This window comes from Pseudomonas sp. GD03944, from assembly GCF_029839275.1.
Classification (GTDB): Bacteria; Pseudomonadota; Gammaproteobacteria; order Pseudomonadales; family Pseudomonadaceae; genus Aquipseudomonas.
On sequence record NZ_JAOCAH010000002.1, the window covers coordinates 376,325 to 401,886 of the forward strand.

The window sequence follows — 25,562 nt, forward strand, 5'->3', positions numbered from 1 at the left end:
TCAGTGGCGGGAGCGGGAATACGCCAAACAAAAACGGGGCCAATGGCCCCGTTTTTTTGTTTGCAGCAGCGGCGCTTACTGCGCCAGCTTCTTGTGCCGTACCCGGTGCGGCTGGGCGGCGGCGTCGCCGAGGCGTTTCTTGCGGTCGGCTTCGTACTCGGTGTAGTTGCCTTCGAAGAAAATCACACCGTCGTCCTCGTAGGAGAGGATGTGGGTCGCCACGCGGTCCAGGAACCAGCGATCGTGAGAGATCACGACGGCGGCGCCGGGGAAGTCCAGCAGCGCATCTTCCAGCGAACGCAGGGTTTCCACGTCGAGGTCGTTGGACGGTTCGTCGAGCAGCAGGACGTTGGCGCCCTCCTTCAGGGTCAGGGCCAGGTGCAGACGGCCGCGCTCACCACCGGAGAGGTCCTTGACGAACTTCTGCTGGTCGGCGCCCTTGAAGTTGAAACGGCCCACGTAACCGCGGGACGGGACCTCGTAGTTGCCGATCTTGATCATGTCCAGGCCATCGGACACGGCTTCCCAAACGGTCTTGCTGCCGTCCAGGTCGTCGCGGCTCTGGTCGACGCACGCCAGTTGCACGGTTTCACCGATCTCGATGCTGCCGGAGTCCGGGGTTTCCTTGCCCATCAGCATGCGGAACAGGGTCGATTTACCGGCACCATTACCACCGATCACGCCAACGATGGCGCCCTTCGGCACGCTGAACGACAGGTCTTCGACCAGTACGCGGTCGCCGTAGCCCTTGGTGACGTTCTTGAATTCGATGACCTTGTCGCCCAGGCGCGCGCCGGCCGGGATGTAGATCTCGTTGGTCTCGGCGCGTTTCTGGAATTCCTGGGACTGCATTTCCTCGAAGCGCTGCAGACGAGCCTTGGACTTGGACTGGCGGGCCTTGGCGCCTTTGCGCACCCACTCCAGTTCTTCCTTCATGGCCTTTTCATGGGCCGACTGCTGCTTGGATTCCTGCGCCAGACGGGCCGACTTGGCCTCCAGCCAGCCGGAGTAGTTGCCTTCGTACGGGATGCCCGCGCCGCGGTCGAGTTCGAGGATCCAGCCGGCGACGTTGTCCAGGAAGTAACGGTCGTGGGTGATCGCCACCACGGTGCCCGGGAAATCGTGCAGGAAGCGCTCCAGCCAGGCCACCGAGTCGGCGTCCAGGTGGTTGGTCGGTTCGTCGAGCAGCAGCATGTCCGGGGCCGAGAGCAGCAGGCGGCACAGGGCCACGCGGCGCTTCTCACCACCCGACAGCACCGAGACCTTGGCGTCCCAGGCCGGCAGGCGCAGCGCGTCGGCGGCAACTTCCAGCTGGCGCTCCAGGTTGTGGCCGTCGCTGGCCTGGAGGATGGCCTCCAGCTTGGCCTGCTCGGCAGCCAGCTTGTCGAAGTCGGCGTCCGGCTCGGCGTAGGCGGCGTAGACCTCATCCAGGCGCGCCTGGGCATCCTTGACGCCGCTGACCGCTTCCTCGACCACTTCGCGCACGGTCTTGTTCGGGTCCAGCTGCGGCTCCTGCGGCAGGTAGCCGACATTGATGTCCGGCATCGGGCGGGCTTCGCCGTCGAACTCGGTGTCCACGCCAGCCATGATGCGCAGCAGGGTCGACTTACCGGCGCCGTTGAGGCCCAGCACGCCGATCTTGGCGCCCGGGAAGAACGACAGGGAAATGTTCTTGAGGATTTCACGCTTCGGCGGCACGACTTTGCTCAGCCGGTGCATGGTGTATACGTATTGAGCCATGGAAGACCTTGGTTCTATAGACAGAAACTGGGAGGCCGGGGCGGCCATGAACAGATGATGGCGAACGGCCCCTGGCGGAGGACGAATCGCTTCGCCCGGCGCTGTCAGGCAGGCGCCCCGTTTTCCGACGGAGCACATTGCAGGCATGCGCGCGTGCGGCAAAGCTACCGGAATGCGCGGTACAGGGCAAACGACGCTCGTCGGACGAGCTGGCACTTTGCCACAGTTGTGGCATCCTACCCGCCCCGCGCGCGCCCGTTTCTTTACCGGCCTGCTTTCCAGGCCGTAGCTGCAGGATTTCCACCACGTGCCCAGCAACACCACGCCTTCTCTACCACGTGCACCCGGCGAGCCGCAGGCGGCGCCTCTGCGCAGCCTGACCAAAGGTGCCTTGGTCATGCTGGTCGTGGGCATGCTGGTCCTGCTGTTCTGGCAGTTGCAGCTCGAAGCGCGGCAGCGCCAGGACAGCCTGCGCCAGCTCAATCACGCGTACGCCTCGCAACTGGCCAGCCACCTGAGCCTGAGCATGCAGCTCAAGGCCCATGCCGGCCTGGCCATGCTGCGCCAGAGCGACAGCATGGCAGCCGGCGGCGCCTCCGTGCAGACCCTGCACAACCTGCGGGCGGTCTTCCCGACCTTGCGCAGCATCGCCTGGCTCGGGCCGCGCGGCGGCGTGCTCGGTGACAGCGACGGCAAGGCCGACGACGCCCTGTACCTGGCCAACCTGTTCCAGCGCAACCAGGGCGCGCCCTATCACTATGCGTTCAGCGCCCGCGAAGGCGGCCAGCTCTACCTGCTGCTGCGCCAGGAGGCAGGCAAGGAGGCTAGCGGTTACTGGGCCCTGCGCCTGGGCACCAGCTCGCTGCAGGGCTGGCTCAAGGATCACCGCCAGCCCCCGCACCAGTGGCTGCTCGAAGACCGCCTGGCGCAGCGGGTCATCGCTCACCAGGACGAAGCGCCGTCCGGCGGCTACCCGGTTTTTCCGCCGATCACCGCCGAGGAACTGGCGCAGAGCATCCTGCTGATTCCGCTCCAGGGCAGCGACTGGCAGCTGCGCGCCCTGTTCGATGAGCGCCACGTACGCGCCGAGTTGCTGCCGGACCTGGCCGGCAAGTTCCTGCTGTTCACCCTCTGCACCCTGCTCACCCTGCTGGCGCTGTACCGCCTGCTGCGCGAGCAGAGCACGCTGCACGCGCTCAACGCCGCCTCGCGACGCTCCCTGCACCAGGCGGCCAGCGCCCTGCGGGTTATCGAGGAGCGGGTACTGATCACCGATCACAACGGGCAACTGAGCTACCTCAACCCCCAGGCCGAAGAGCTGTTCGGCCTGCGCAGCGAGGACGCCCATCACTGGCATCTGTTGCAACTGCTGCCGCGGCTGAACCCGCTGCTGCTGCACAGCACGCCGTTCATCAGCGACAACGGCCCGGACCTGGTGGAAATCCAGCAAGGCGGCGTCACCCGCCTGCTTGGCGTGCACCGCAGCGACCTGGGTGATGAATCCCGACGCCTGGGCTACGTGTGGGTGCTGCGCGACGTCACCGAAGAGCAGCAATCGACCCGGGTGTTGCAGGAAGCCCGCCGGCGCTACCAGGACATTTTCGAAGGTTCGGGCACGGCGCTCTGCGTGCTGGACATGGCCAGGCTGCACGAGTACCTGCGCCAGCAGGAGGTGTACGACGCGCCGACCCTGGAACACTGGCTGCAGGACAATCCGCAGCGGCACAGCCACCTGCTGGAGCTGCTGCGCGTCACCGAGAGCAACCAGGTTGCCCTGCGTCTGCTGGGCGTGACCTCCAGCGAGCAGGCCTGGGGTCAGCTGATCAACCATGGGCCGCTGCGCCCGGACGGCTTCCGCATGAAGCTGATCGGCGCCCTGCTCGAAGGCGCCAGCCAGGTGGAGCTGGAAAGCCAGCTGACCACGCCCACGGGCCAGGTCCGTCACCTGTGGCTGGTGGTTCGCCTGCCCGACAGCCCGCAAGACCTGCATGCCGTGACCCTGAGCATCAGCGACATGACCAGCCGCAAGCGCATCGAGCTGTCGCTGATCGAGCGCGAGCGGTTCTGGGCGGAAGTGGTCCGGGCCGTCCCCGACACGCTCTACGTGCACGACCTGATCGACAAGCGCGTGCTGTTCAGCAACCACCACCTGGGGCTGCAGCTGGGCTACAGCGCGGCCGAACTCAAGGAGATGGGCGAGCACTTCTGGGAACGCATCCTCCACCCCGACGACAGCGACTACTACTGGCGCATCCGCAACCTGCAGAAGGTGGTGGGCAACGGCGTACTGCTCGAATCGATGGTGCGCTGGCGGCAGCGGGACGGCGTCTGGCGCACCTTCAGCATCCGCGAGCAGGCCCTGGCGCGGGACGAGGCCGGCCGGGTCAGCCGCCTGATCGGCGTGGCCAAGGACATCACCGAACAGATCGAGCGCAGCGACTCGTTGCGCGACAGCGAACAGCGCTACCGCCTGTTGGCGGAAAGCACCAGCGACGTGATTTTCTCCACCGACAACGGCCTCGAACTCGACTACGTCAGCCCCTCGGTGCAGAGCGTGTTCGGCTACTCGCCGGAGTGGATCATCGCCAACAACATCCACAACCTGGCGGCCAATCCGCAGCAGATGGCCGGGCTCTACATGTTCCTCGACCGGGTGCGGGCCGCCCTCGGCAGCCGCCAGCGCCTGGCCACGCTGCGCAGCGAATTCCAGTCGCAGCATTTCGTCTTCGATTGCCTGCGCGCCGACGGCCGCAAGTTCCCGGTGGAACTGCGCCTGGTGCCCATGTGGGACGAACACGAGCGTTTCGAAGGCCTGCTCGGCGTGGTGCGCGACATCAGCCAGCAGCGGCGTGCGGAAAAAGACCTGCGCATGGCCGCCACGGTGTTCGAGCACTCCACCGCGGCGATTCTGGTCACCGACCCGGCGGGCTACATCGTTCAGGTCAACAAGGCGTTCACCCGGGTCAGCGGCTACAGCTCGGCCCAGGTGCTCGACCAGTTGCCGGGCATGCTCACCGCCGACCGCCAGCAGGCCAGCCACCTGCACTACATCTTGTCCCAGCTCAACCAGCGCGGCAGCTGGGAGGGCGAGGTCTGGCTGAAACGCCGCGACGGCGAAAGCTTCCCCGCCTGGGTCGGCATCACCGCGGTGCAGGATGAGGAAGGCGACCTGGTCAGCTACGTCTGCTTCTTCAGCGACATCAGCGAACGCAAGGCCAGTGAACAGCGCATCCATCGCCTCGCCTACTACGACGCCCTGACGCACCTGCCCAACCGCACGCTGTTCCAGGACCGCCTGCACACCGCCCTGCAGCATGCCGAACGGCATCAGGAGTGGGTGGTGCTGATGTTCCTCGACCTGGACCGCTTCAAGCCGATCAACGACTCCCTGGGCCACGCTGCCGGTGACCGCATGCTCAAGGACGTGGCCGTTCGCCTGGCCGCCTGCGTCGATGACGACGACACCGTGGCGCGCATGGGCGGCGACGAATTCACCCTGCTCCTGCAATCGCGCGGCAGCCGCGACGGTGCCCTGAACCGGGCCATCCACGTGGCCGAGCAGATCCTCGACAGCCTGGCCCGGCCGTTCGTCCTCGAAGGGCGCGAGTTCTTCGTCACCGCCAGTATCGGCATCGCCCTCAGCCCGCAGGACGGCAACGAACTGAGCCAGTTGATGAAGAACGCCGACACCGCGATGTACCACGCCAAGGAGCGCGGCAAGAACAACTTCCAGTTCTACCAGTCGGCCATGAACGCCAGCGCCCTGGAGCGCCTGGAACTGGAAAGCGACCTGCGCCATGCCCTGGAACAGGGCGAGTTCATCCTCTACTACCAGCCGCAGTTCTCCGGCGACGGCATGCGCCTGACCGGCGTCGAGGCGCTGCTGCGCTGGCAGCACCCGCGCCGCGGCCTGGTGCCACCGGAGGCGTTCATTCCGGTGCTGGAAGAGCTCGGCCTGGTGGTGCAGGTGGGCGACTGGGTGCTCAGCGAGGCCTGCCGCCAGCTCAAGGCCTGGCACCAGGAGAAGATCCGCGTGCCCAAGGTGTCGGTCAACCTGTCCGCCCGCCAGTTCACCGACGGCGGCCTGGAGCAGCGCATCGAGCGGATCATCGACAACAGCGGGATCGCCGCGGCGTGCCTGGAGCTGGAGCTGACCGAAAGCATTCTGATGCACGATGTGGGCAGCGCCCTGAACACCCTCTCGCGCCTCAAGCGCCTGGGGGTGTGCATCGCCATCGACGACTTCGGCACCGGCTACTCGTCGCTCAACTACCTCAAGCAGTTCCCCATCGACGTGTTGAAGATCGACCGCAGCTTCGTCGACGGCCTGCCCCAGGGCGAGCGCGACGGGCAGATCGCCCGGGCGATCATCGCCATGGCCCATAGCCTGGACCTGGCGGTGATCGCCGAGGGCGTGGAAACCCAGGCCCAGCTGGAATTCCTGCGCGCCCACGGCTGCGACGAGGTACAGGGCTACCTGCTGGGCCGGCCGATGCCCGCCAACCTGTTCGCCGACGAATTCAGCGGCATCGCCTCTCTGGTTCTCACCTGAACCCCGGCGGGCCTGCGGGACATGAACCCCGCTTGTCCGCCATATGACCGACCTTCATATGCCTGATGCTGGCCTTTGAGGTAGAATCCGCCCCCTCTTTCATCCGCCCAGCTGATTTTTCAGGGGATTGCCATGTTCAGCCGTGATTTGAATCTCGCCCGTTTTGACGCCGAATTGTTTGCTGCAATGGAGCAGGAAGCCCAGCGCCAGGAACATCACATCGAGCTGATCGCCTCGGAAAACTACACCAGCCCGGCGGTGATGGAAGCCCAGGGCTCCGTGCTGACCAACAAGTACGCCGAAGGCTACCCGGGCAAGCGCTACTACGGTGGTTGCGAGCATGTCGACGTCGTCGAGCAACTGGCCATTGACCGCGCCAAGCAACTGTTCGGCGCCGACTACGCCAACGTCCAGCCGCACGCCGGCTCCCAGGCCAACGCCGCCGTCTACCTGGCCCTGCTGTCGGCCGGTGACACCATCCTGGGCATGAGCCTGGCCCACGGCGGTCACCTGACCCACGGCGCCAGCGTCTCCTCCTCCGGCAAGCTGTACAACGCCGTGCAGTACGGCATCGACGCAAACGGCCTGATCGACTACGACGAAGTCGAGCGCCTGGCGGTCGAGCACAAGCCGAAAATGATCGTGGCCGGTTTCTCCGCCTATTCCCAGGTCCTGGACTTCCCGCGCTTCCGCGCCATCGCCGACAAGGTCGGTGCCTACCTGTTCGTCGACATGGCCCACGTGGCCGGTCTGGTCGCCGCTGGCGTCTACCCGAACCCGGTGCCGTTCGCCGACGTGGTCACCACCACCACCCACAAGACCCTGCGCGGTCCGCGTGGCGGCCTGATCCTGGCCAAGGCCAACGAAGAAATCGAGAAGAAGCTGAACTCCGCCGTCTTCCCGGGCGCTCAGGGCGGCCCGCTGGAGCACGTGATCGCCGCCAAGGCCGTGTGCTTCAAGGAAGCCCTGCAGCCTGAGTTCAAGGCATACCAGCAGCAAGTGGTGAAGAACGCCCAGGCCATGGCCAGCGTGTTCATCGAGCGTGGTTTCGACGTCGTCTCCGGCGGTACCCAGAACCACCTGTTCCTGCTGTCGCTGATCAAGCAGGAAATCTCCGGTAAGGACGCCGACGCCGCGCTGGGCAAGGCCTTCATCACCGTGAACAAGAACTCGGTACCGAACGACCCGCGTTCCCCATTCGTCACCTCCGGTCTGCGCTTCGGCACCCCGGCCGTCACCACCCGCGGCTTCAAGGAAGCGGAGTGCAAGGAGCTGGCTGGCTGGATCTGCGACATCCTGGCGGACCTGAACAACGAAGCGGTGATCGACGCCGTTCGCGAGAAGGTCAAAGCCATCTGCAAGAAGCTGCCGGTTTACGGCTAAGCGCTTAACCGCAGCAACAAAAAGCCCGGCATATGCCGGGCTTTTTCGTTTCAGGCGTCGGCTAGTCGGCCACCACCGCCGCGAAGCCTTCGCGAATCTGCGCCTCCGGCAGGCTGTCGCCGATGAACACGATCACGCTCTCGCGCGCTTCATCCGCGCCCCACTCGCTGTCGTAATCGAAGCCGTACAGCCGCAGCACGCCCTGGAAGACCATGCGCCGGGGTTCGCCGGCGATCTCCAGCACACCCTTGTAGCGCAGCAGGGAATTACCGTGCTCCTCCAGCAGCGACTCCATGAAGGCGCTCAGCTTGTCGATGTCCAGCGGCTCGCTGCTGCGCAGCACCAGGGTGCCGATACGGTCCGGGCTGTTCGCCGGCGCCACGGGGCGCAGCGTCAGGGCCGGGCCGACATCAGCATTGAGGTTGAAGCCGCGCACATCCAGCAGCTCCGCCAGGTCGATGCGACCGTGCTCGACCACGCGAATCGGCGCACGGCGGTTGATGCGTTGCAGGCGCTGGCTGAGCGCCTCGAAATGCGCGTCATCCACCAGGTCGCGCTTGCTCACCAGGATGCGGTCGGCGAACCCGACCTGGGCCTGGGCGATGGTCTCGCTCAGGTGGCGCTCGGCATTGGCGGCGTCCACCAGGGTGATGATGCCGTCGAGCACGTAGCGCTCGCACAGTTCGTCATCGGCAAAAAAGGTCTGCGCCACCGGCGCCGGGTCGGCCAGCCCGGTGCACTCGATCACCAGCCGGTCGAAGGCAATCTCCCCGGCGTCCAGGCGCTCCAGCAGCAGGAACAGGGCCTTCTCCAGCTCCACGTGGATCGAGCAGCATACGCAGCCATTGGCCAGGGTCATCACCTGCACCGGGTCATTGCCCAGCAACTGACCGTCGATCGGCGTTTCGCTGAACTCGTTTTCGATCACCGCGATCTTCAGGCCGTGCTCGGCCTTGAGGATATGGCGCAGCAAGGTGGTTTTTCCGGCCCCGAGAAAACCACTGAGCACGGTGACCGGAATGGGCAAATTCGACATGAAAACAGGACCCTCGAAATGAAACGCGCCACGACGAGGCGTGGCGCGTGTTGATTGCAGTGGACGCTCAGCAGCAACGCACGGGTCGTCCCTTGCCTCCACCATACCGGGCTTCCTGGCGTTCGCGGAAGAACGCCTCGTAGCTCATCACCGGTTTGTCAGGGTGTTTGTTGCGCATGTGCTCGACGTAGGTGTCGTAGTCAGGCATGCCCACCAGCATACGGGCAGCCTGCCCCAGGTACTTACCCATACGGCTCAGGTCGTTGAACATGCGCAGCCTCCTCAGGCGTCCGGAATCGGTTGGTAAGGCGCTTCCTGGTCCGTGCGCTCCGGTTTGATCCAGGCGCGGCGCCCCACTTTCAGGGCATAGAACAGGATGCTCATGACCACGCACAGGAACAGCACGGTCAGGGTCGCGTTGGTGTAGGCGTTGAAGATCACGTGCTGCATCTGGCCGATGTCCTTGGCCGGTGCCAGTACCTGACCGGCATCCAGCGCGGTGCTGTACTTGTTGGCCAGCGCCAGGAAGCCCACGGCCGGGTTCGGATCGAACAGCTTGATCAGGCCCGCGGTGGTGGTGCAGATCAGCAGCCAGGTGGCCGGGATCAGGGTGACCCAGACGTAGCGCTGGCGCTTCATCTTGATCAGCACGACCGTCGCCAGCATCAGCGCGATACCGGCCAGCATCTGGTTGGAGATGCCGAACAGCGGCCACAGGGTGTTGATCCCGCCCAGCGGATCGACCACGCCCTGGTACAGCAGCCAGCCCCACATCGCCACGCAGCCTGCCGTGGCCACCACGTTGGCGCCCCAGGACTCGGTTTTCTTCAGCGACGGCACGAAGTTGCCCAGCAGGTCCTGCAGCATGAAGCGCCCGGCACGGGTACCGGCGTCCACTGCGGTGAGGATGAACAGCGCCTCGAACAGAATGGCGAAGTGGTACCAGAACGCCATGGTGTTCTCGCCCGGCAGTACGCTGTGCAGGATCTGCGCGATGCCCACGGCCAGGGTCGGCGCACCACCGGCACGGGCCAGGATGGTGCTTTCGCCGATGTCATCGGCCACCTGCTGCAAGGCTTCCGGGGTGATCACGAAGCCCCAGCTGCTGACGGTGGCGGCGACGCTCTGCACGTCGGAGCCGACGATCGCCGCCGGGCTGTTCATGGCGAAGTACACGCCCGGCTCGATCACCGAAGCGGCAACCATGGCCATGATCGCCACGAAGGATTCCATCAGCATGCCGCCGTAGCCGATGTAGCGGGCATGGGCTTCGTTGGCCAGCAGCTTGGGCGTGGTGCCCGAGGAGATCAGCGCGTGGAAGCCGGACACCGCACCGCAGGCGATGGTGATGAACAGGAACGGGAACAGCGTGCCCTTCCACACCGGGCCGGTGCCGTCGGTGAACTGGGTCAGCGCCGGCATTTTCAGCTCGGGGGCGATGATCAGGATGCCGATCGCCAGGCCGACGATGGTGCCGATCTTGAGGAAGGTCGACAGGTAGTCGCGCGGCGCCAGGATCAGCCACACCGGCAGGACCGCGGCGACGAAGCCGTAGCCGACCAGCATCCAGGTGATCTGCACGCCGGTGAAGGTGAAGGCCGGGCCCCAGACCGGGTCAGCCGCCACCACGCCGCCGAGCCAGATCGAGCCCAGCAGCAGCGCCACGCCGATCAGCGAAATCTCACCGATGCGGCCAGGGCGGATATAGCGCATGTAGATGCCCATGAACATCGCGATCGGGATCGTCGCGATGACCGTGAACATGCCCCACGGGCTTTCGGCCAGGGCCTTGACCACGATCAGCGAGAGCACCGCCAGGATGATGATCATGATCAGGAAGCAGCCGAACAGCGCGATCGTGCCTGCCACCTGGCCCATTTCCTCGCGCACCAGTTCGCCGAGCGAACGGCCGTTACGGCGGGTGGAGATGAACAGCACCATGAAGTCCTGGACCGCACCGGCCAGCACCACGCCGGCGATCAGCCAGAGCGTGCCGGGCAGGTAGCCCATCTGCGCCGCGAGCACGGGACCGACCAGCGGACCGGCGCCAGCGATGGCGGCGAAGTGGTGGCCGAACAGGATGTGCTTGTTGGTGGGAACGTAGTCGAGGCCGTCGTTGTTGAGTACGGCCGGGGTCGCGCGGGTCGGGTCGAGTTGCATCACCCGATTGGCGATGAAGAGACTGTAGTAGCGGTAGGCAACCAGGTAGATGGCGACCGCAGCGACCACTATCCACAAGGCGTTGATCGATTCACCACGGCTCAGCGCCACAGTACCCAGGGCAAATGCACCCAGCACTGCGACGGCGAACCAGGCAACATGGCTGGCCAGTCGAGTCATTGAGGGTCTCCTGCCGCGCACCGGTGGCGCCACGGCAATCATTGTTATTGTAGGAGCTCCGGCGACGGAGCCGACCTACTATCCCTGTATGAAACCTGCGGCGACATTCGCAGAACTACTGGCCGGCACTACGTAGTTCTACGCAGTGCAATCCACAACAACGTTCCGGCTATCCTGTGTCGTCGTGTCGCTTCCTAAGGATAGCTCGGCCTGCGCCAGGCGCACGGCCACGCAAGCGCGCAAGAACGGTAGACACAGCCCGTCCCGGTGGGCCTCCATCCAGTTTCCCGAGTGTCCGGCATGCAACTCAAACACAAGATCGTGGCGTTCGGCATCCTGCCCCTGCTGCTGGCTGTCGCCGTGGTGTGCGTCCTGGTGGTGGTGCAGAACCAGCGACTGGGCGAACAGCAGGCCCGGCTGATCGAAAGCAGCATCCTCAGCAGCAAGCAGGCCGAGCTCAAGCACTACGTGGAAATGGCCACCAGCGCCATCGCCCCCCTCTACGACAGCGGCCGCAACGACCCGGAAACCCGCCAGCAGGCACTGGCCATCCTGGAGCGGATCAGCTTCGGCAGCGATGGCTACTTCTTCGTCTACGACAAGGACGGCAAGAGCCTGATGCACCCGCACCAGGCGGACCTGGTCGGCAAGAACATGTGGAATATGACGGATCCGGACGGCCTGCCGGTGATCCAGGCCCTGCTGAGAACCGCCAGGAGCGGCGACGGCTTCCAGCGCTACGACTGGCAGAAACCCTCCACCGGGCAGGTCTCGGACAAGCTGGCCTACGTGGTCATGCTCGACCGCTGGGACTGGATGTTCGGCACCGGCATCTACATCGAGGACGTGGAGCATGCGATCCAGCAGGCCCGGGAAGAAGTCTCGAGCGGCATTCGCACGACGATGCAGGCCATCGTGGCAGTGGCCTTGGTCGCGGTGCTGCTGGTGTTCGCCTGCGGGATGATGCTCAACGTCAGCGAGCACCGCCTGGCCGACCGCAAGCTGCAGCGGCTGACCCAGCGCATCGTCACCTCTCAGGAAGAAGAGCGCGCGCGGGTCTCCCGGGAGCTGCACGACGGCATCAGCCAGCTGCTGGTGTCGGTCAAGTTCCAGTTCGAACTGGCCAGCCAACAGCTGGCCTCCGGCGACGCTCGGGCCGCCGACACCCTACGCCAGGGCACCGAACGCCTGGTGGCGGCGATTGGCGAAGTCCGCCGTATTTCCCACGACCTGCACCCGTCCTTGCTCGACACCCTGGGCCTGCCGTCCGCCATCGGCCAGTTGGTATCGGAGTTCCAGCAGCGCAGCGGCCTGAGCGTCGACTACCGCAATCAGCTGGGCGATATACGCCCGGCGCCCGGGGTGACGGTGGCGCTGTTCCGGGTGCTGCAGGAAGCGCTGGCCAACATCGAACGCCACGCCCGGGCCCACCACGTGGAGATTCTGCTCGATGGCCGGGCCCGCGAGGTGCTGCTGCGGATTCGCGACGACGGCAGCGGCTTCAACCCGCGCCAGGCCGACCAGCACAGTGGCGGCATCGGTTTGCGTAATATTCGCGAACGGGTCGAGCACTTCGGTGGTCAGTTCACCATCCACTCGACACCCGACGGAACCGAGCTGAGCGTGCTGCTGCGCCCGGAACCCGCCTGGAAAGACGCCGACGCGCCGGAGCACCTGCCGCAATGAACGACCCCGCCTCGATTCGAATCGCCCTCGTCGACGACCACACCCTGGTCCGTGACGGCATACGCGCCCTGCTGACCATGGCGGGGTTCGCGGTCATCGGCGAAGCCAGTGGCGGGCGCGAGGCCCAGGAGCTGCTACAACGTGAAGTGCCGGACATCCTGCTGATGGACATCGGCCTGAAAGACAGCAACGGGCTGGAACTGACCGCCACGCTGAAGAAGCAGTACCCGGCGCTCAAGGTCCTGATCCTGAGCATGTACGACCACCAGGAATACGTGAGCAATGCCCTGCGGGCCGGGGCCTCGGGTTATGTGCTGAAGGACGCCCCGTCACGGGAAATCATCGCCGCCATCGAAGTGCTGGCCGTCGGCGGCCAGTTCTACAGCGGCGGCATTGCGCAGAAATTGACCACCGAGGAGCCGCAGGAGCATGAGCTGACCCCACGCGAGCGCCAGGTGCTGCTGATGATGGCTCAGGGGCTGAACAACAAGGCGATGGCCCGCGAGCTGCAGATCAGCGTGCGCACCGTGGAAACCTACCGGCTGAACATTCGCCGCAAGCTGGATATCGAGAAGCCCGCCGATCTGGTCAAACATGCGCGGGAACACGGCTGGTCACCGGAGTGACCGACGGCCAGGGCGGCCGCTGAACGAGGCGGGAACGACACGATGACGAGGCTGCCGGTGGCAGCCTCGTCACGCTGCCCTGAACGGATCAGGTCGGTTGTTTGGCGTAACGGGCCAGTTGGGCATCCTGGCTCATCACGTCCAGGGTGGCCGCCAGCACTTGCTCGCTGGTCACTTCAGCGCCGCTGAAGATGGTGCCGAAGTTCTGGTGGGTGACCTTGGCGAAGTGCGCGCGGTCAGCGGCTTCGACACCCAGCAGGGTGGCATAGGCATCCAGCGCCTCGCCCTGGCCCTGGGCCATGTCTTCAGCGATCGAGTCGAGCATGCCATTCATCGCCAGCATCGAACGGCCGCCGTAGCCCAGACGCACGGTGGTGTCGCAGCCGTTGGTACCGGAAGTCATGCCGAAGGTGGCGTTACCCGAAGTGCCGTTGGTGGTGGTGGCCAGGAAGTGCGGAACAAATCCACGTTGTCCTTCGAATAGCATGTTGCCCCAACCGCAGCCATTACCGCCTGCCGCATCGGCCTGGGCCGCCACGCTGGCCGCACTCAACAAACCGAAAATCAACCCTTTGCTCAGCAGTCGCTTATTCATACTGGAGATGCTCCGCTCATAAATAGTAATAAAACCGCTCTAGCAGCTTTGGCGACGTATGCCCACCTGTCAAACCGCCCCCCTGAAAATCCGCCCGGAGGCCACCAAATCTGTGACGTCGGCCCAACATTTGCCGCCGCAAAGTTCTGCCGGGCGCACGCGCCTTGGCTATAGTGGTTGAAACCGCGCAGGAGTGTTTTTGCATGAGCAACGCAGCCAACGATCGTCGGCGCTTCCACCGCATCGCCTTCGATGCGCCCACCGAGCTCGTGCAAGGGTCACGGCGCTGGGCGGTCGAACTGCACGATATTTCGCTCAAGGGCCTGCTGGTCAGGCTCCCCGAGGGCTGGAACGCCGATCCACATCAGCCGTTCGACGCGATCATCGAACTGGGCGGCGGCACGCAAGTGAAGATGGAAGTGGTGCTGACCCGCAGCCAGCGCGACCTGCTCGGCTTCGTCTGCCGGCACATCGACCTGGACTCGATCAGCCACCTGCGCCGTCTGATCGAGCTCAACCTGGGCGATGAAAGCCTGCTCGAGCGTGAGCTGGCGGCCCTCGGCGAGGACGACTGAACGCCCTCGCCGTTTACCGGCCCTATTCGAACAGCGCGTCCAGGGCCTGTTCGAGCCGGGTCACGGCAATCACCTGCAACCCCGCCGGCGCCTCTTTCGGCGCATTGCCCTTCGGCACGATGGCGCGCTTGAAGCCATGCTTGGCCGCCTCCTTGAGGCGTTCCTGACCGCTCGGTACCGGGCGGATCTCCCCCGACAGCCCCACCTCACCGAACACCAGCAGGTCGTGGGCCAGCGGCCGGTTGCGCAGGCTGGATATCACCGCGGCCATCAACGCCAGGTCCGAGGCGGTTTCCAGCACCTTGACCCCGCCCACCACGTTGAGGAACACGTCCTGGTCATAGGTGGGAATGCCGCCGTGGCGGTGCAGCACCGCCAGCAGCATGGCCAGGCGGTTCTGGTCGAGGCCCAGAGTGACGCGGCGCGGGTTGGCCAGGTGGCTGGTGTCGACCAGGGCCTGCACCTCCACCAGCATTGGCCTAGTGCCCTCCCAGGTGGCCATGACGATGCTGCCGGGCACTTCTTCCTGGGCGCGGGTGAGGAAAATCGCCGACGGGTTGGTGACCTCCTTCAGGCCCTTGTCGGTCATGCCGAAGACGCCCAGCTCGTTGATCGCGCCAAAGCGGTTCTTCACCGCCCGCAACAGGCGCAGTCGGCCATCGGCTTCGCCTTCGAAATACAGCACCGTGTCGACCATGTGCTCCAGCACGCGCGGCCCCGCCAGGGCGCCCTCCTTGGTCACATGGCCAACCAGGAAGATCGCCGTGCCGCTCTGCTTGGCGAAGCGCACCAGCAAGGCGGCGCTTTCGCGCACCTGGGCCACCCCGCCGGGTGCCGATTGCAGTTGTTCGGTGAAGATGGTCTGGATCGAGTCGATGACCATGACCTTGGGCTTTTCCACCCGTGCCGTGGCGATGATGGTCTCGATGCAGGTCTCGGTCATGACCTTGAGCTTGTCTTCCGGCAAGCCCAGGCGCCGGGCGCGCATGGCCACCTGTTGCTGCGATTCCTCGCCGGTGACGTACAACGCCGGAAAGCGCGTGGCGACGTTGCACAGGGTCTGCAGCAGGATGGTCGACTTGCCGATCCCCGGGTCGCCGCCGATCAGCACCACCGAGCCGTCCACCAGGCCGCCGCCCAGCACGCGGTCCAGCTCGCCGGAGGCGGTGGAGAAACGCGGCATTTCCTCGACGCTGACCTCGGCCAGGGTCTTCAGCTGCGCCTGCTGCCCGGCCCAACCGGTGCGGCCGCTGGGCGTGCCGGACGCAGCGTCGAGCACGGTTTCCACCAGGGTGTTCCAGGCACCGCATTCGCCGCACTGGCCGGCCCATTTGGGAAAGGTGGCACCGCATTCGGTGCAGCCATACATGCGCTTGGCCTTGGCCATGGGAAGAGTCGTCCTGCCTGATGAGCGAAGGCCGAAACGATACCGAACAACTGGATAAATTTACAGACCTTGGGAATCGAGCGACGCGAATGCCGGGCACCGCGAAGGGGCGAAACAAAGTGGCGCGGCCGCGGACGGACCGCGCCAGGGCGGGCGGTGGCGTCTAGCCGTAGGTCAGTTTCTGGACGATCTTGTCCTTGAGCAGCACCCGCTCGCGACGCAGGCGTCCGAGGGTTTCATCGTCGAACGACTGGGTGCCCGACTCGAGGCCGACGATGCGTTTGTCCAGGTCCTGGTAACGCCCCACCAGGCCATCGAATCCCGGATCGCTCTTGCGCAGTTCGGTCAGCTGGTCCCCGAACTCGCGAAACTCCTCACGCAGATTGTGCTCGGCAGTCATGGGTCACTCCTCTTGGTGTGGATGTTCAAGGATTGACCTTAGACCATCGGCCGCGACTGCAACCGTCCGACCGGCTGTCGTCAGCCGCCGCAGTTGCGACCACAGTTGCAGCAGTCGCCCTTGGCCTTGTGCTGCAGGCGCACCAGGTCTTCGCGCAGACCGGAGCGGCGCAGCTTGAGGGCGGACAGCGGTACGCCATCGGGCCGCTCGATGCCGTCCTCGATGCGGGCGATGCGGCGCACCACGTCTTCGTACTGCTCGGCCAGGGCGGCGTAGGCCGGGTTGCTGCGCAGCCGCTGAAAGTCCGGCTCGGCCTGGCTGGAGTAATCGATGTGCATGGCGATGCTCCCATTTGCTGAAATTTCTGCCACTCTAATTTGGTATCCGGCGTGACCTGTTGATCCGCGTCAATGGCGGCGCAGAGGCGCGGCGCAGGGCCGTTGCGCCCGTGCCAGCGCTATCGCCCCTGGCGGTCACTGGATAGACTGGCCGCGAGACTGAACCGTCCGCGCGTGACAGAGTCCGTTAAGCAACACCCTTCCTGCCAAAACCCGCCTCACATCAAGGAGCAGTCCATGAGCATTCTCAGCGAATTCAAAGCCTTCGCCGTCAAGGGCAACGTGGTCGACATGGCCGTCGGTATCATCATCGGCGCGGCCTTCGGCAAGATCGTCTCGTCCTTCGTCGGCGACGTGGTCATGCCGCCGCTGGGTATCCTGATCGGCGGGGTGGACTTCTCCGACCTGGCCATCGTGCTCAAGGAAGCCCAGGGCGATCTGCCCGCCGTGACCCTGGCCTACGGCAAGTTCATCCAGACGGTCATCGACTTCACCATCATCGCCTTCGCCATCTTCATGGGCATCAAGGGCCTGAACAAACTCAAGCGTGCCGAAGAGGCCACGCCGAGCGCCCCGCCTGCGCCGACCAAGGACCAGGAACTGCTCAGCGAAATCCGTGACCTGCTCAAAGCCCAGCAGAACCGGGAATAAAAAAACGGCGCCTACTGGCGCCGTTTCTTCATGGGTCGGTATTACTCGGCCTTGGGCTTGAGCAGCAGCTTGGCCACCCGACGCTCCTTGACCTCGATGACCGTCAGCGTCCACTCGGCGTACTCCACCTGGTCGCCGATCAGCGGCAGGCGATCGAGCAGGCTCATCACCAACCCCGCCAGGGTCTGGTAGTCGTCGGTGGCCTTGGCCTTGAAGCCGACGCGGTCACGCAGCACCGCCAGGTTGAGCGCACCACTGACGCGGTAGCCGCCGTCGACGGTCTCGATGTCCGGCCCATCCACTTCGCTGGCATCCGGCAACTCGCCGGCAATCGCCTCGAGGATGTCGGTCAGGGTCAGCAGGCCTTCGAAACCACCGAACTCGTTGACCACGAAGGCCACGTGGGTCGACGCCTGGCGCATCTGCTCCAGGGCGCTGAGCACCGAGGCGCTGTCCGGCAGGTTGACCGGCGCACGCACCAGGCTTTCGATGTCCGGCTGCTGGCCCTTGAGCAATTCCTTGAACAGCTCTTTCTTGTGGATGTAGCCAAGCGGCTCGTCCGCGGCATCGCCACGCGACACCAGCAGGCGCGAGTGCGGCGACTCCAGCAGTTTCTGATGAATGATTTCCACCGGGTCGTCCAGGTTGATCCGGTCGACTTCCATGCGGTCGGTCATCGCCTTCTGGATCGACTGCTCGGCCAGGCTCAGTACGCCACTGATCATCACCCGTTCACGGCGGTCGAACAGCACCGCTTCGCCTTCACCGCCCTCGAGCATGTCGGCGATGTCCTCGCCCACTTCGTCGGCCTGGACCTTGCCACCCAGCAGGCGCATCACCGCATGGGCGGTGCGCTCACGCATGCCACGTTCGCCCTGCAGGCTGCGCTTGCGGCGCGAACGGGCCAGCTGGTTGAACACCTCGATGAGGATCGAGAAGCCGATGGCCGCGTACAGGTAGCCTTTCGGAATATGGAAACCCAGGCCTTCGGCGGTCAGGCTGAAGCCGATCATCATCAAAAAGCCCAGGCACAGCATGATCACGGTCGGACGGGCGTTGACGAAGGCGGTCAGCGGCTTGCTGGCGACGATCATCAGACCGATGGAGACGATCACGGCGATCATCATCACTTCCAGGTGTTCGACCATGCCCACGGCGGTGATCACCGCGTCCAGGGAGAACACCGCGTCGAGCACGATGATCTGCGCCACCACCGGCCAGAACTTGGCGTAGGTGCGCGCGCCGCCCGGCTGGTGCACGCGCCCTTCGAGGCGTTCGTGCAGCTCCATGGTGGCCTTGAACAGCAGGAACACGCCACCGAAGAGCATGATCAGGTCACGCCCGGAGAAGGTCTTGCCGAACACGTCGATCAACGGGTCGGTCAGGGTCACCAGCCAGGCCATGCTGGCCAGCAGGCCCAGGCGCATGATCAGCGCCAGGCTCAGGCCGATCACCCGCGCGCGGTCACGCTGCTCGGGCGGCAGCTTGTCGGCGAGGATGGCGATGAACACCAGGTTATCGATGCCCAGGACGATTTCCAGGACGATCAGGGTCAACAGGCCCAACCAGGCCGTGGGATCAGCGATCCATTCCATTTAATGCGGTGCTCTCTCGGGTAAAAATCGGACACGGCAAAGCGCGCGACGCAGGGATGCGACACGTACGCAAGCGGTTGTCTGTGGGGAAAAACGTGCAGCACAGCGCTGCCGGAGGGACGTACGCCGGGAGGCGTCGCCGGAGGGAATCCGCGCCCTCAGCCTTGATGGTGAGGGCGGTCTACAACTGTCACTGTCCATGAGATCCGTGAACGGTAATAACGGCCGACCAATCTAATCCACTTGGTCACATCTGCTAAAGCCCCATTCGTAACTTTTTTTTACCAGTAGCTTTCCACCGCCACCTGGCCCGGCCGCCGCGAGAGGCTCAGTTGCAGGTCACGCTGCTTCAGGCGCTGGCGGGTGTCGTCGATCATCTGGGGATTGCCGCAGATCATCAGGCGCGAGTGCTCGGGGCTCAGGTTCAGGCCGGCGGCCCGCTCCAGTTCGCCGCTGTCGAGCAGCGTGGTGATGCGCCCGTGCAGGCAGCCCGGCGCCTGTTCCCGGGTGACCAACGGCAGGTAGACCAGCTTGTCGGCGTATTCGGCCAGGTGCTCCAGCTCGCGCAGGCCGTGGATCAGCGGCTGGTACGCCAGCTCGGCGGCGGTACGCGCGCTGTAGACCAGCACGATGCGCTCGAAGCGCTCCCACACCTCGAAGTCCTGCAGGATCGACAGGAACGGCGCCAGGCCGGTGCCACTGGCCAGCAGCCAGAGGTCGCGCCCGCCGATGAAGCGGTCAAGGGTGAGGTAACCGAAGGCCTGCTTGTCCAGCAGCAGGTGATCGCCGGTCTTGAGCTGGCTCAGTTCGGAGGTGAATTCGCCGCCCGGGACGACGATCGAGAAGAATTCGAGAAACTCGTCGTGGGGCGCCGAGACCATGGAATAGGCGCGCCAGACCACGGAGCCGTCGGCTTTCGTCACCCCGAGCCGGGCGAATTGCCCGGCGCGGAAGCGGAAGCCCTGGCCGCGCGTGGTGCGCAGGGTGAACAGGCTCGGCGTCAGGGTCTGCACGTCGAGCAGGGTTTCGCGGGTGAATTTCTCTTCACTGGCGGACATGGGGGCTCCCGGTCTGGTTCATGCCCCCAGTGTCGCGCAAAGGCCGCCGGCGAAACACCCGCAACCTCAAGGGCCTTTGCAGCCGATCAGCGACGGTTGACGATCTGCGCGGCGCGGATCACGTCGGCACCGATGTCCGCTTCGAAGGTTTTCCACAGCGGGCGCATGGCAGCGCGCCAGGCTTCACGCTCGGCCTCGGTCAGGGTGACCAGCTTGCTGTGGCCGCCGGCAGCGATCTGCTCACGGCTCTTCTGGTTCAGCGCCTCGGCTTCCTGGTTCACCGCGAAGGACACTTCTTCGATGATCGACTCCAGCTGCACGCGCACCTGGTACGGGATGCTGGTCCAGAACTTGGTGTTGCTGATCAGCATGTAGTTGAGCGAACCGTGGTTGCTCTCGGTGATGAACGACTGCACGGTGTCCAGGCGCTGGCTGGCCAGGTTCGACCAGGGGTTCTCGGCACCTTGCACCGAGCCGTTCTGCAGGGCCTGGTACATGTCGCCGAAGGCGATCTTCTTGCTGGTCGCACCGATCGCGCCGAACTGCGCCTCGATCACCGGCGACGGCTGGATACGGAAGGCCAGGCCCTGGGCGTCGGTGGGCACGTGCAGGGCGCGGGTCGCGGAAAGCTGCTTCATGCCGTTGTTCCAGTACGCCAGGCCATAGATGTCGTGCTTGGCCATGGAGCGCAGCAGTTCACGGCTCTTTTCCCGCTTCTGGAAGCGCTTGACCGCCTCCAGGTCGTCGAACAGGAACGGCAGGTCGAACACCTGCAGCTGCTTGGTGTACTGGTCGAACTTGGACAGCGACGGCGCCAGCAGCTGCACCTTGCCGGCGCGCAGGGCTTCCAGCTCGTCGGCATCGCCGAACAGCGTCGAGTTCGGGTAGACCTCGACCTTGACCTGGCCGCCGAGGCGCTCGTCCACCAGTTTCTGGAACATCAGGGCACCGCGCCCCTTCGGTGTGTCGTCGGCCACCACGTGGGAGAACTTGATGACGATCGGTTCGCGGGCGTTCGCGGTCGAGGCGAACGCCAGGGTCGTGGCGAGGACGGCGGTAAAAACGGACTTGAGCATGGTGCACCCTTGAGCAATAAAACATCGGCAAGCGAGCGCACAGGCGCTGGCCCGACATGGAAAAAGTTGGCGGTATGGAGCGGCGAGAGCCCGGTCAGGCGCTGCGCGTCCAAGGAGATACTGGGTCTGTTCAGGCTGCTGGAGCCGACGCCCAGTTATTGTTGGCATGCTGCCCGGGGGGATGACTTGTCAGTCTTCGACGCGCCCCATGCGGACAGGTGGGTGATTTTTCGTGAAGTGGCGCTGCACGACAAGTGCGCATAACTCCAACCAACTCGCACTTTAAGGAAAATTCTCACGCGCCCGTGCCAAAATACCCGGCTGATGCCGCCCCTTCGTCTTGCGAGCCCCTTCGATGCCGTTATTCGTCACCCCCTTCGCCCAGCTCGACCTGGTTCGCCAGCCCGAGCAGCAGGCCGACCCACTGCAGGCCTTCGATGCCGCCGACGAGTACCTGCTCGCCCACCTGCATGAACAGGGCCTGGCCCCCGACGCGCGGGTATTGGTGCTCAACGACAGCTTCGGCGCCCTGGCGGCCAGCCTGGCCGGCCGTGCCACGGTCATCAGCAGCGGCGACTCGCACCTGGCGCACCTGGGTCTGACACTCAACCTGGCGCGCAATGCCCTGCCGGCGCAGGCCGTCGAGTTCGTGCCGGCCAGTGCCGTGGCCCAGGGGCCGTTCGACTGGGTGCTGATCCGCGTGCCCAAGACCCTGGCCCTGCTCGAAGAACAATTGATCCGCCTGCATGGGCAACTGGCGCCGGGCGCGCGGGTGGTGGCGGCCGCCATGATCAAGCACCTGCCCCGGGCTGCCGGCGACCTGCTGGAAACCTACGTCGGCCCGGTCCAGGCCTCGCTGGCGGTAAAGAAGGCCCGCCTGCTGCACGCCACGCCGAGCGAGCGTCCGGCGCCGCAATCGCCCTACCCGACCCGCTACCGCGTGGACAAACCAGCACTGGAGCTGCTCAACCACGCCAACCTGTTCTGCCGCGAAGGCCTGGACATCGGCACCCGAGCCTTTCTGCCGCACCTGCCCAAGCACCTGAGCAAAGTACGTGCGGCCGACCTCGGCTGCGGCAACGGCATCCTGGGCATCGCCTATGCGCTGGGCAGCCCGCAGGCCGAGCTGACCCTGGTGGACGAATCGTACATGGCCGTGCAATCGGCCCAGGTGAACTGGCAAGCGGCGCTGGGCGAGCGTCCCGTGACGGTACGGGCCGGGGATGGCCTGGCCGAACAGCCGGCCGATTCACTGGACCTGGTGCTGTGCAACCCGCCGTTCCACCAGCAGCAGGTGGTCGGCGACTTCCTGGCCTGGCGCATGTTCCAGCAGGCCCGCGCCGCGTTGGTCACCGGGGGAGAATTGTGGATCGTCGGCAACCGCCACCTGGGTTACCACGCCAAGCTCAAGCGCCTGTTCCGCGGCGTCGAGCAGGTGGCGGCCAACCCCAAGTTCGTGGTGCTCAAGGCGACCAAATAGGTTCGTGCCCAGCGGCCCGGCCACCTGCCGCAAACCGTAGGGTGGGTTAGCGGCACCGTACGCTTGCCTCAATGCCACACTGCCATTCGCGTGCCGCGTAACCCACCAGACAGGCTCAAACCCAACAACCGCTGGCGGGTTACGGCGCGACAGGGATAGGTGTGGGCTGAAGCCCACCCTACGGGGGAAACGGCTGCTGCCTGTAGGGTGGGCTTCAGCCCACCTGAACTGTGCGCAACGCCTACTTTCCAGACATGCACCTGACCCACCCTACGAACAACCAGATCGTTGCACCCGGCAGAAGCGCCAACCGGCCGAGCCTTATGGCGTGCCCATCCCCGCGGCCTGCATGAACTGGCGCAGCAGCCAGGACACCGTGCCGAGCGCCAGCACGCTGCCGGTCCAGATCACCACCAGCCAGCCGAGGCGCTGCCAGAGCGGCTTTTTCTCCGAATGATCGCTCATCGCACGCCCCTCAGTGGTAGCCGTCATCCTGGGTCACCTTGCCGCGGAACACGTAGTAGCTCCAGGCGGTGTACATCAGGATGATCGGGATGATGAACAGCGCACCGACCAGCATGAAGCCCTGGCTCTGAGGCGGCGCCGCGGCTTCCCAGATGCTGATCGACGGCGGGATGATGTTCGGCCACAGGCTGATGCCCAGGCCGCTGTAGCCCAGGAAGATCAGGGTCAGGGTCAGGATGAACGGCCGGTAGTTGGCGTTATCCGCCACCGCCCGCAGCAGTTGCCAGGTGCACAACAGCACCAGCACGGGCACCGGCATGAACCAGAACAGGTTCGGCAGGCTGAACCAGCGCTCGGCGATATCGGCGTGGGCCAGCGGCGTCCAGATGCTGACGACACCGGTGACGGCCAGCACCACGAACACCAGCGGGCGCGCCAGGTCGTGCATCTGCTTCTGCAGGCGGCCTTCGGTCTTCATGATCAGCCAGGTGCAGCCGAGCAAGGCATAGGCCGCGATCAGCGCCACGCCGCAGAAGATCGAGAACGGCGTCAGCCAGTCGAACGCGCCACCGGCATAGGCCCGGTCCACCACCTGGAAGCCATCGATGTAGGCCCCCAGCGCCACCCCCTGGAAGAAGGTCGCCGCCAGCGAACCGCCGATGAAGGCCTTGTCCCAGATGTGCCGCTTGTTGGCCTTGGCCTTGAAGCGGAACTCGAACGCCACGCCACGGAAGATCAGCCCCAACAGCATGAAGATCAGCGGCAGGTAGAGCGCGCTCAGCACCACCGCGTAGGCCAGCGGGAAGGCACCGAACAGCGCCGCGCCGCCCAGCACCAGCCAGGTTTCGTTACCGTCCCAGACCGGTGCCACAGTGTTCATCATCACATCGCGCTCCCCTTCGTCCTCGACGAAGGGGAAAAGGATGCCGATGCCCAGGTCGAAGCCGTCCATGACCACGTACATCATGATCCCGAAGACAATGATCACGGCCCAGATCAGCGAGAGATCGATACCCATATTCAGCTCCTTTCCCGGGTGGCGTCGTCGGTACCGCCGTCATCGAGGTCTTCCTTGGCGGCGGACAGCGGACGGGCAGGTGTGCGTTTCTGGCCCGGTCCGCCATCGGCGGTTTCCTTGCCTTCGTCGGTGATCGGCCCTTTGCGCACCAGGCGCAGCATGTAGCTGATGCCCACGCCGAACAGGGCGAAATAGACCACCACGAACATGATCAGGGTCAGGCTCATCTGCGCGAAGCTGTGCCCGGACGACGCATCGGCGGTGCGCATCAACCCGTGAATGATCCAGGGCTGGCGACCGATCTCGGTGGTGTACCAGCCGGCCAGGATGGCGATGATGCCCGATGGTCCCATCCACAGCGCCATGTGCAGGAACGGCCGGCTCTGGAACAGGCGCCCGCGCAAACGCAGCCACAACGCCCAGATACCGGTGACGATCATCAGCATGCCGAGGCCGACCATGACCCGGAAGGTCCAGAACACGATGGTCGAGTTGGCCCGGTCTTCCGGGGCGAACTCCTTCAGCGCGGGCACCTGTTTATCCAGGCTGTGGGTCAGGATCAGACTGCCCAGGGCAGGAATCTCGACCTTGAAGCGGGTTTCCTCGCGTTCCATGTCCGGCCAGCCGAACAGGATCAGCGGGGTCGGCTCGTCGCCGACGTTTTCCCAGTGCCCCTCGATCGCCGCGATCTTGGCCGGCTGGTACTTGAGGGTATTGAGGCCGTGGAAGTCGCCGATCACGGCCTGGACCGGCGCTACCAGCAGGGCCATCCACATCGCCATCGACAGCATCTTGCGAATCGCCGGGTTATCGCGGCCACGCAACAGGTGCCAGGCCGCCGAAGCGCCGACGAAGAACGCCGTGGCGAGGAACGCCGCCGTGGCCATGTGCGCCAGGCGATACGGGAAGGACGGGTTGAACACCACCGCGAACCAGTCCACCGGGATAACACGGCCGTCGATGATTTCGTAGCCCTGCGGGGTGTGCATCCAGCTGTTGGAGGCGAGAATCCAGAAGGTCGAGACCAGCGTGCCCAGGGCCACCATCACCGTGGAGAAGAAGTGCAGGCCCGGGCCGACGCGGTTCCAGCCGAACAGCATGACCCCCAGGAAGCCGGCCTCCAGGAAGAACGCGGTCAACACCTCATAGGTCAGCAGCGGCCCGGTGATCGCACCGGCAAAATCGGAGAACGCGCTCCAGTTGGTGCCGAACTGGTAGGCCATGACCAGGCCAGAAACCACCCCCATGCCGAAGTTGACGGCAAAGATCTTGGACCAGAAATGGTAGAGGTCGCGGTAGACGTTTTCGTGAGTTCGCAGCCATAGGCCTTCCAGTACCGCCAGGTAACTGGCCAAGCCGATGGTGATCGCCGGGAAGACGATGTGGAAGGAGATGGTGAACGCGAACTGGATTCGGGCGAGATCTAACGCCTCTAAACCGAACATAGAACATCCTCAGTCAGGTTACTCGGAGCACTGTCCTGTGCAAGGGTTGGAACTTGATTGCACGGAATTGTTCTTGTTTTTCAGCGGGGATGATTGAAGAACGAAGCCCAGCGGGC

The 25,562-nt window shown here is 64.9% G+C and carries 21 protein-coding genes; 7 read left to right on the forward strand and 14 right to left on the reverse strand.

Going from position 1 to position 25,562, the window contains the following annotated elements; genetic code table 11:
* Positions 1–75 precede the first annotated feature (75 nt).
* Complete coding sequence (gene ettA, locus N5C28_RS05465) at positions 76–1,740, reverse strand: energy-dependent translational throttle protein EttA (RefSeq protein WP_279820894.1); 1,665 nt, start codon at positions 1,738–1,740, stop codon at positions 76–78.
* 397 nt (positions 1,741–2,137) lie between these two features.
* Between ettA and N5C28_RS05470 the strand changes: the two genes are divergently transcribed.
* Positions 2,138–6,292: an EAL domain-containing protein gene (locus tag N5C28_RS05470; RefSeq protein ID WP_279821076.1), complete on the forward strand. Its 4,155-nt coding sequence runs from the start codon at positions 2,138–2,140 to the stop codon at positions 6,290–6,292.
* Between the two features lie 132 nt (positions 6,293–6,424).
* The gene (glyA, locus tag N5C28_RS05475) at positions 6,425–7,675 is read left to right on the forward strand and encodes a serine hydroxymethyltransferase (protein WP_279820896.1); all 1,251 of its coding nucleotides are present in this window, start codon (positions 6,425–6,427) and stop codon (positions 7,673–7,675) included.
* A 61-nt stretch (positions 7,676–7,736) separates the two neighbouring features.
* Here glyA and yjiA read toward each other — a convergent pair whose 3' ends face one another.
* The 3 genes from yjiA to N5C28_RS05490 form a co-directional block, all read right to left on the reverse strand.
* Positions 7,737–8,711, reverse strand: a complete 975-nt coding sequence (gene yjiA / locus N5C28_RS05480; protein ID WP_279820898.1) for a GTPase — start codon at positions 8,709–8,711, stop codon at positions 7,737–7,739.
* Between the two features lie 67 nt (positions 8,712–8,778).
* Entirely contained in the window at positions 8,779–8,982 is a 204-nt protein-coding gene (locus N5C28_RS05485) for a YbdD/YjiX family protein (RefSeq protein WP_279820899.1), read from the reverse strand.
* 11 nt (positions 8,983–8,993) lie between these two features.
* Positions 8,994–11,051, reverse strand: a complete 2,058-nt coding sequence (locus N5C28_RS05490; protein ID WP_279820900.1) for a carbon starvation CstA family protein — start codon at positions 11,049–11,051, stop codon at positions 8,994–8,996.
* A 300-nt stretch (positions 11,052–11,351) separates the two neighbouring features.
* Here N5C28_RS05490 and N5C28_RS05495 point away from each other — a divergent pair, with 300 nt between their 5' ends.
* Both N5C28_RS05495 and N5C28_RS05500 read left to right on the forward strand, forming a co-directional pair.
* Positions 11,352–12,737: a cache domain-containing protein gene (locus N5C28_RS05495; RefSeq protein WP_279820901.1), complete on the forward strand. Its 1,386-nt coding sequence runs from the start codon at positions 11,352–11,354 to the stop codon at positions 12,735–12,737.
* On the forward strand, positions 12,734–13,363 hold the full coding sequence (locus N5C28_RS05500) for a response regulator transcription factor (protein WP_279820902.1): 630 nt from the start codon (positions 12,734–12,736) through the stop codon (positions 13,361–13,363). The genes N5C28_RS05495 and N5C28_RS05500 overlap by 4 nt, the downstream gene beginning before the upstream one ends.
* A gap of 88 nt (positions 13,364–13,451) precedes the next feature.
* On the opposite strand, the gene N5C28_RS05505 is transcribed toward N5C28_RS05500, so the two are convergent.
* A complete protein-coding gene (locus tag N5C28_RS05505; RefSeq protein ID WP_279820903.1) occupies positions 13,452–13,958 on the reverse strand; it encodes a DUF3015 domain-containing protein in 507 nt (168 codons plus the stop codon).
* A gap of 203 nt (positions 13,959–14,161) precedes the next feature.
* Between N5C28_RS05505 and N5C28_RS05510 the strand changes: the two genes are divergently transcribed.
* Complete coding sequence (locus N5C28_RS05510) at positions 14,162–14,533, forward strand: PilZ domain-containing protein (RefSeq protein WP_279820904.1); 372 nt, start codon at positions 14,162–14,164, stop codon at positions 14,531–14,533.
* A 22-nt stretch (positions 14,534–14,555) separates the two neighbouring features.
* On the opposite strand, the gene radA is transcribed toward N5C28_RS05510, so the two are convergent.
* From radA to N5C28_RS05525, 3 genes are all read right to left on the reverse strand, one after another.
* The gene (gene radA, locus N5C28_RS05515; RefSeq protein ID WP_279820905.1) at positions 14,556–15,920 is read right to left on the reverse strand and encodes a DNA repair protein RadA; all 1,365 of its coding nucleotides are present in this window, start codon (positions 15,918–15,920) and stop codon (positions 14,556–14,558) included.
* Positions 15,921–16,083: 163 nt separating this feature from the next.
* Complete coding sequence (locus N5C28_RS05520; protein WP_279820906.1) at positions 16,084–16,320, reverse strand: DUF465 domain-containing protein; 237 nt, start codon at positions 16,318–16,320, stop codon at positions 16,084–16,086.
* A gap of 80 nt (positions 16,321–16,400) precedes the next feature.
* On the reverse strand, positions 16,401–16,658 hold the full coding sequence (locus tag N5C28_RS05525; RefSeq protein WP_279820907.1) for a DUF465 domain-containing protein: 258 nt from the start codon (positions 16,656–16,658) through the stop codon (positions 16,401–16,403).
* A 237-nt stretch (positions 16,659–16,895) separates the two neighbouring features.
* Here N5C28_RS05525 and mscL point away from each other — a divergent pair, with 237 nt between their 5' ends.
* Complete coding sequence (gene mscL, locus N5C28_RS05530) at positions 16,896–17,309, forward strand: large-conductance mechanosensitive channel protein MscL (protein WP_279820908.1); 414 nt, start codon at positions 16,896–16,898, stop codon at positions 17,307–17,309.
* A gap of 41 nt (positions 17,310–17,350) precedes the next feature.
* On the opposite strand, the gene N5C28_RS05535 is transcribed toward mscL, so the two are convergent.
* The 3 genes from N5C28_RS05535 to N5C28_RS05545 form a co-directional block, all read right to left on the reverse strand.
* The gene (locus N5C28_RS05535; protein WP_279820910.1) at positions 17,351–18,904 is read right to left on the reverse strand and encodes a TerC family protein; all 1,554 of its coding nucleotides are present in this window, start codon (positions 18,902–18,904) and stop codon (positions 17,351–17,353) included.
* Between the two features lie 281 nt (positions 18,905–19,185).
* Positions 19,186–19,962, reverse strand: coding sequence for a ferredoxin--NADP reductase (locus N5C28_RS05540; protein ID WP_279820911.1), 777 nt, complete (start codon positions 19,960–19,962; stop codon positions 19,186–19,188).
* A gap of 86 nt (positions 19,963–20,048) precedes the next feature.
* Positions 20,049–21,038, reverse strand: coding sequence for a DctP family TRAP transporter solute-binding subunit (locus N5C28_RS05545; RefSeq protein WP_279820912.1), 990 nt, complete (start codon positions 21,036–21,038; stop codon positions 20,049–20,051).
* 355 nt (positions 21,039–21,393) lie between these two features.
* On the opposite strand from N5C28_RS05545, the gene N5C28_RS05550 reads away from it, so the two are divergent.
* Positions 21,394–22,518 (forward strand): class I SAM-dependent methyltransferase, encoded by a 1,125-nt coding sequence (locus N5C28_RS05550; protein WP_279820914.1) that lies wholly within the window; start codon positions 21,394–21,396, stop codon positions 22,516–22,518.
* Positions 22,519–22,839: 321 nt separating this feature from the next.
* Here N5C28_RS05550 and N5C28_RS05555 read toward each other — a convergent pair whose 3' ends face one another.
* Genes N5C28_RS05555 through N5C28_RS05565 form a run of 3 tightly spaced genes read right to left on the reverse strand, consistent with a single transcriptional unit; the run spans position 22,840 to position 25,446 of the window.
* Complete coding sequence (locus tag N5C28_RS05555; RefSeq protein ID WP_279820915.1) at positions 22,840–22,983, reverse strand: DUF2474 domain-containing protein; 144 nt, start codon at positions 22,981–22,983, stop codon at positions 22,840–22,842.
* A 10-nt stretch (positions 22,984–22,993) separates the two neighbouring features.
* A complete protein-coding gene (cydB, locus tag N5C28_RS05560) occupies positions 22,994–24,001 on the reverse strand; it encodes a cytochrome d ubiquinol oxidase subunit II (RefSeq protein WP_279820917.1) in 1,008 nt (335 codons plus the stop codon).
* 2 nt (positions 24,002–24,003) lie between these two features.
* The gene (locus N5C28_RS05565; RefSeq protein ID WP_279820918.1) at positions 24,004–25,446 is read right to left on the reverse strand and encodes a cytochrome ubiquinol oxidase subunit I; all 1,443 of its coding nucleotides are present in this window, start codon (positions 25,444–25,446) and stop codon (positions 24,004–24,006) included.
* Between the last annotated feature and the right edge of the window lie 116 nt (positions 25,447–25,562).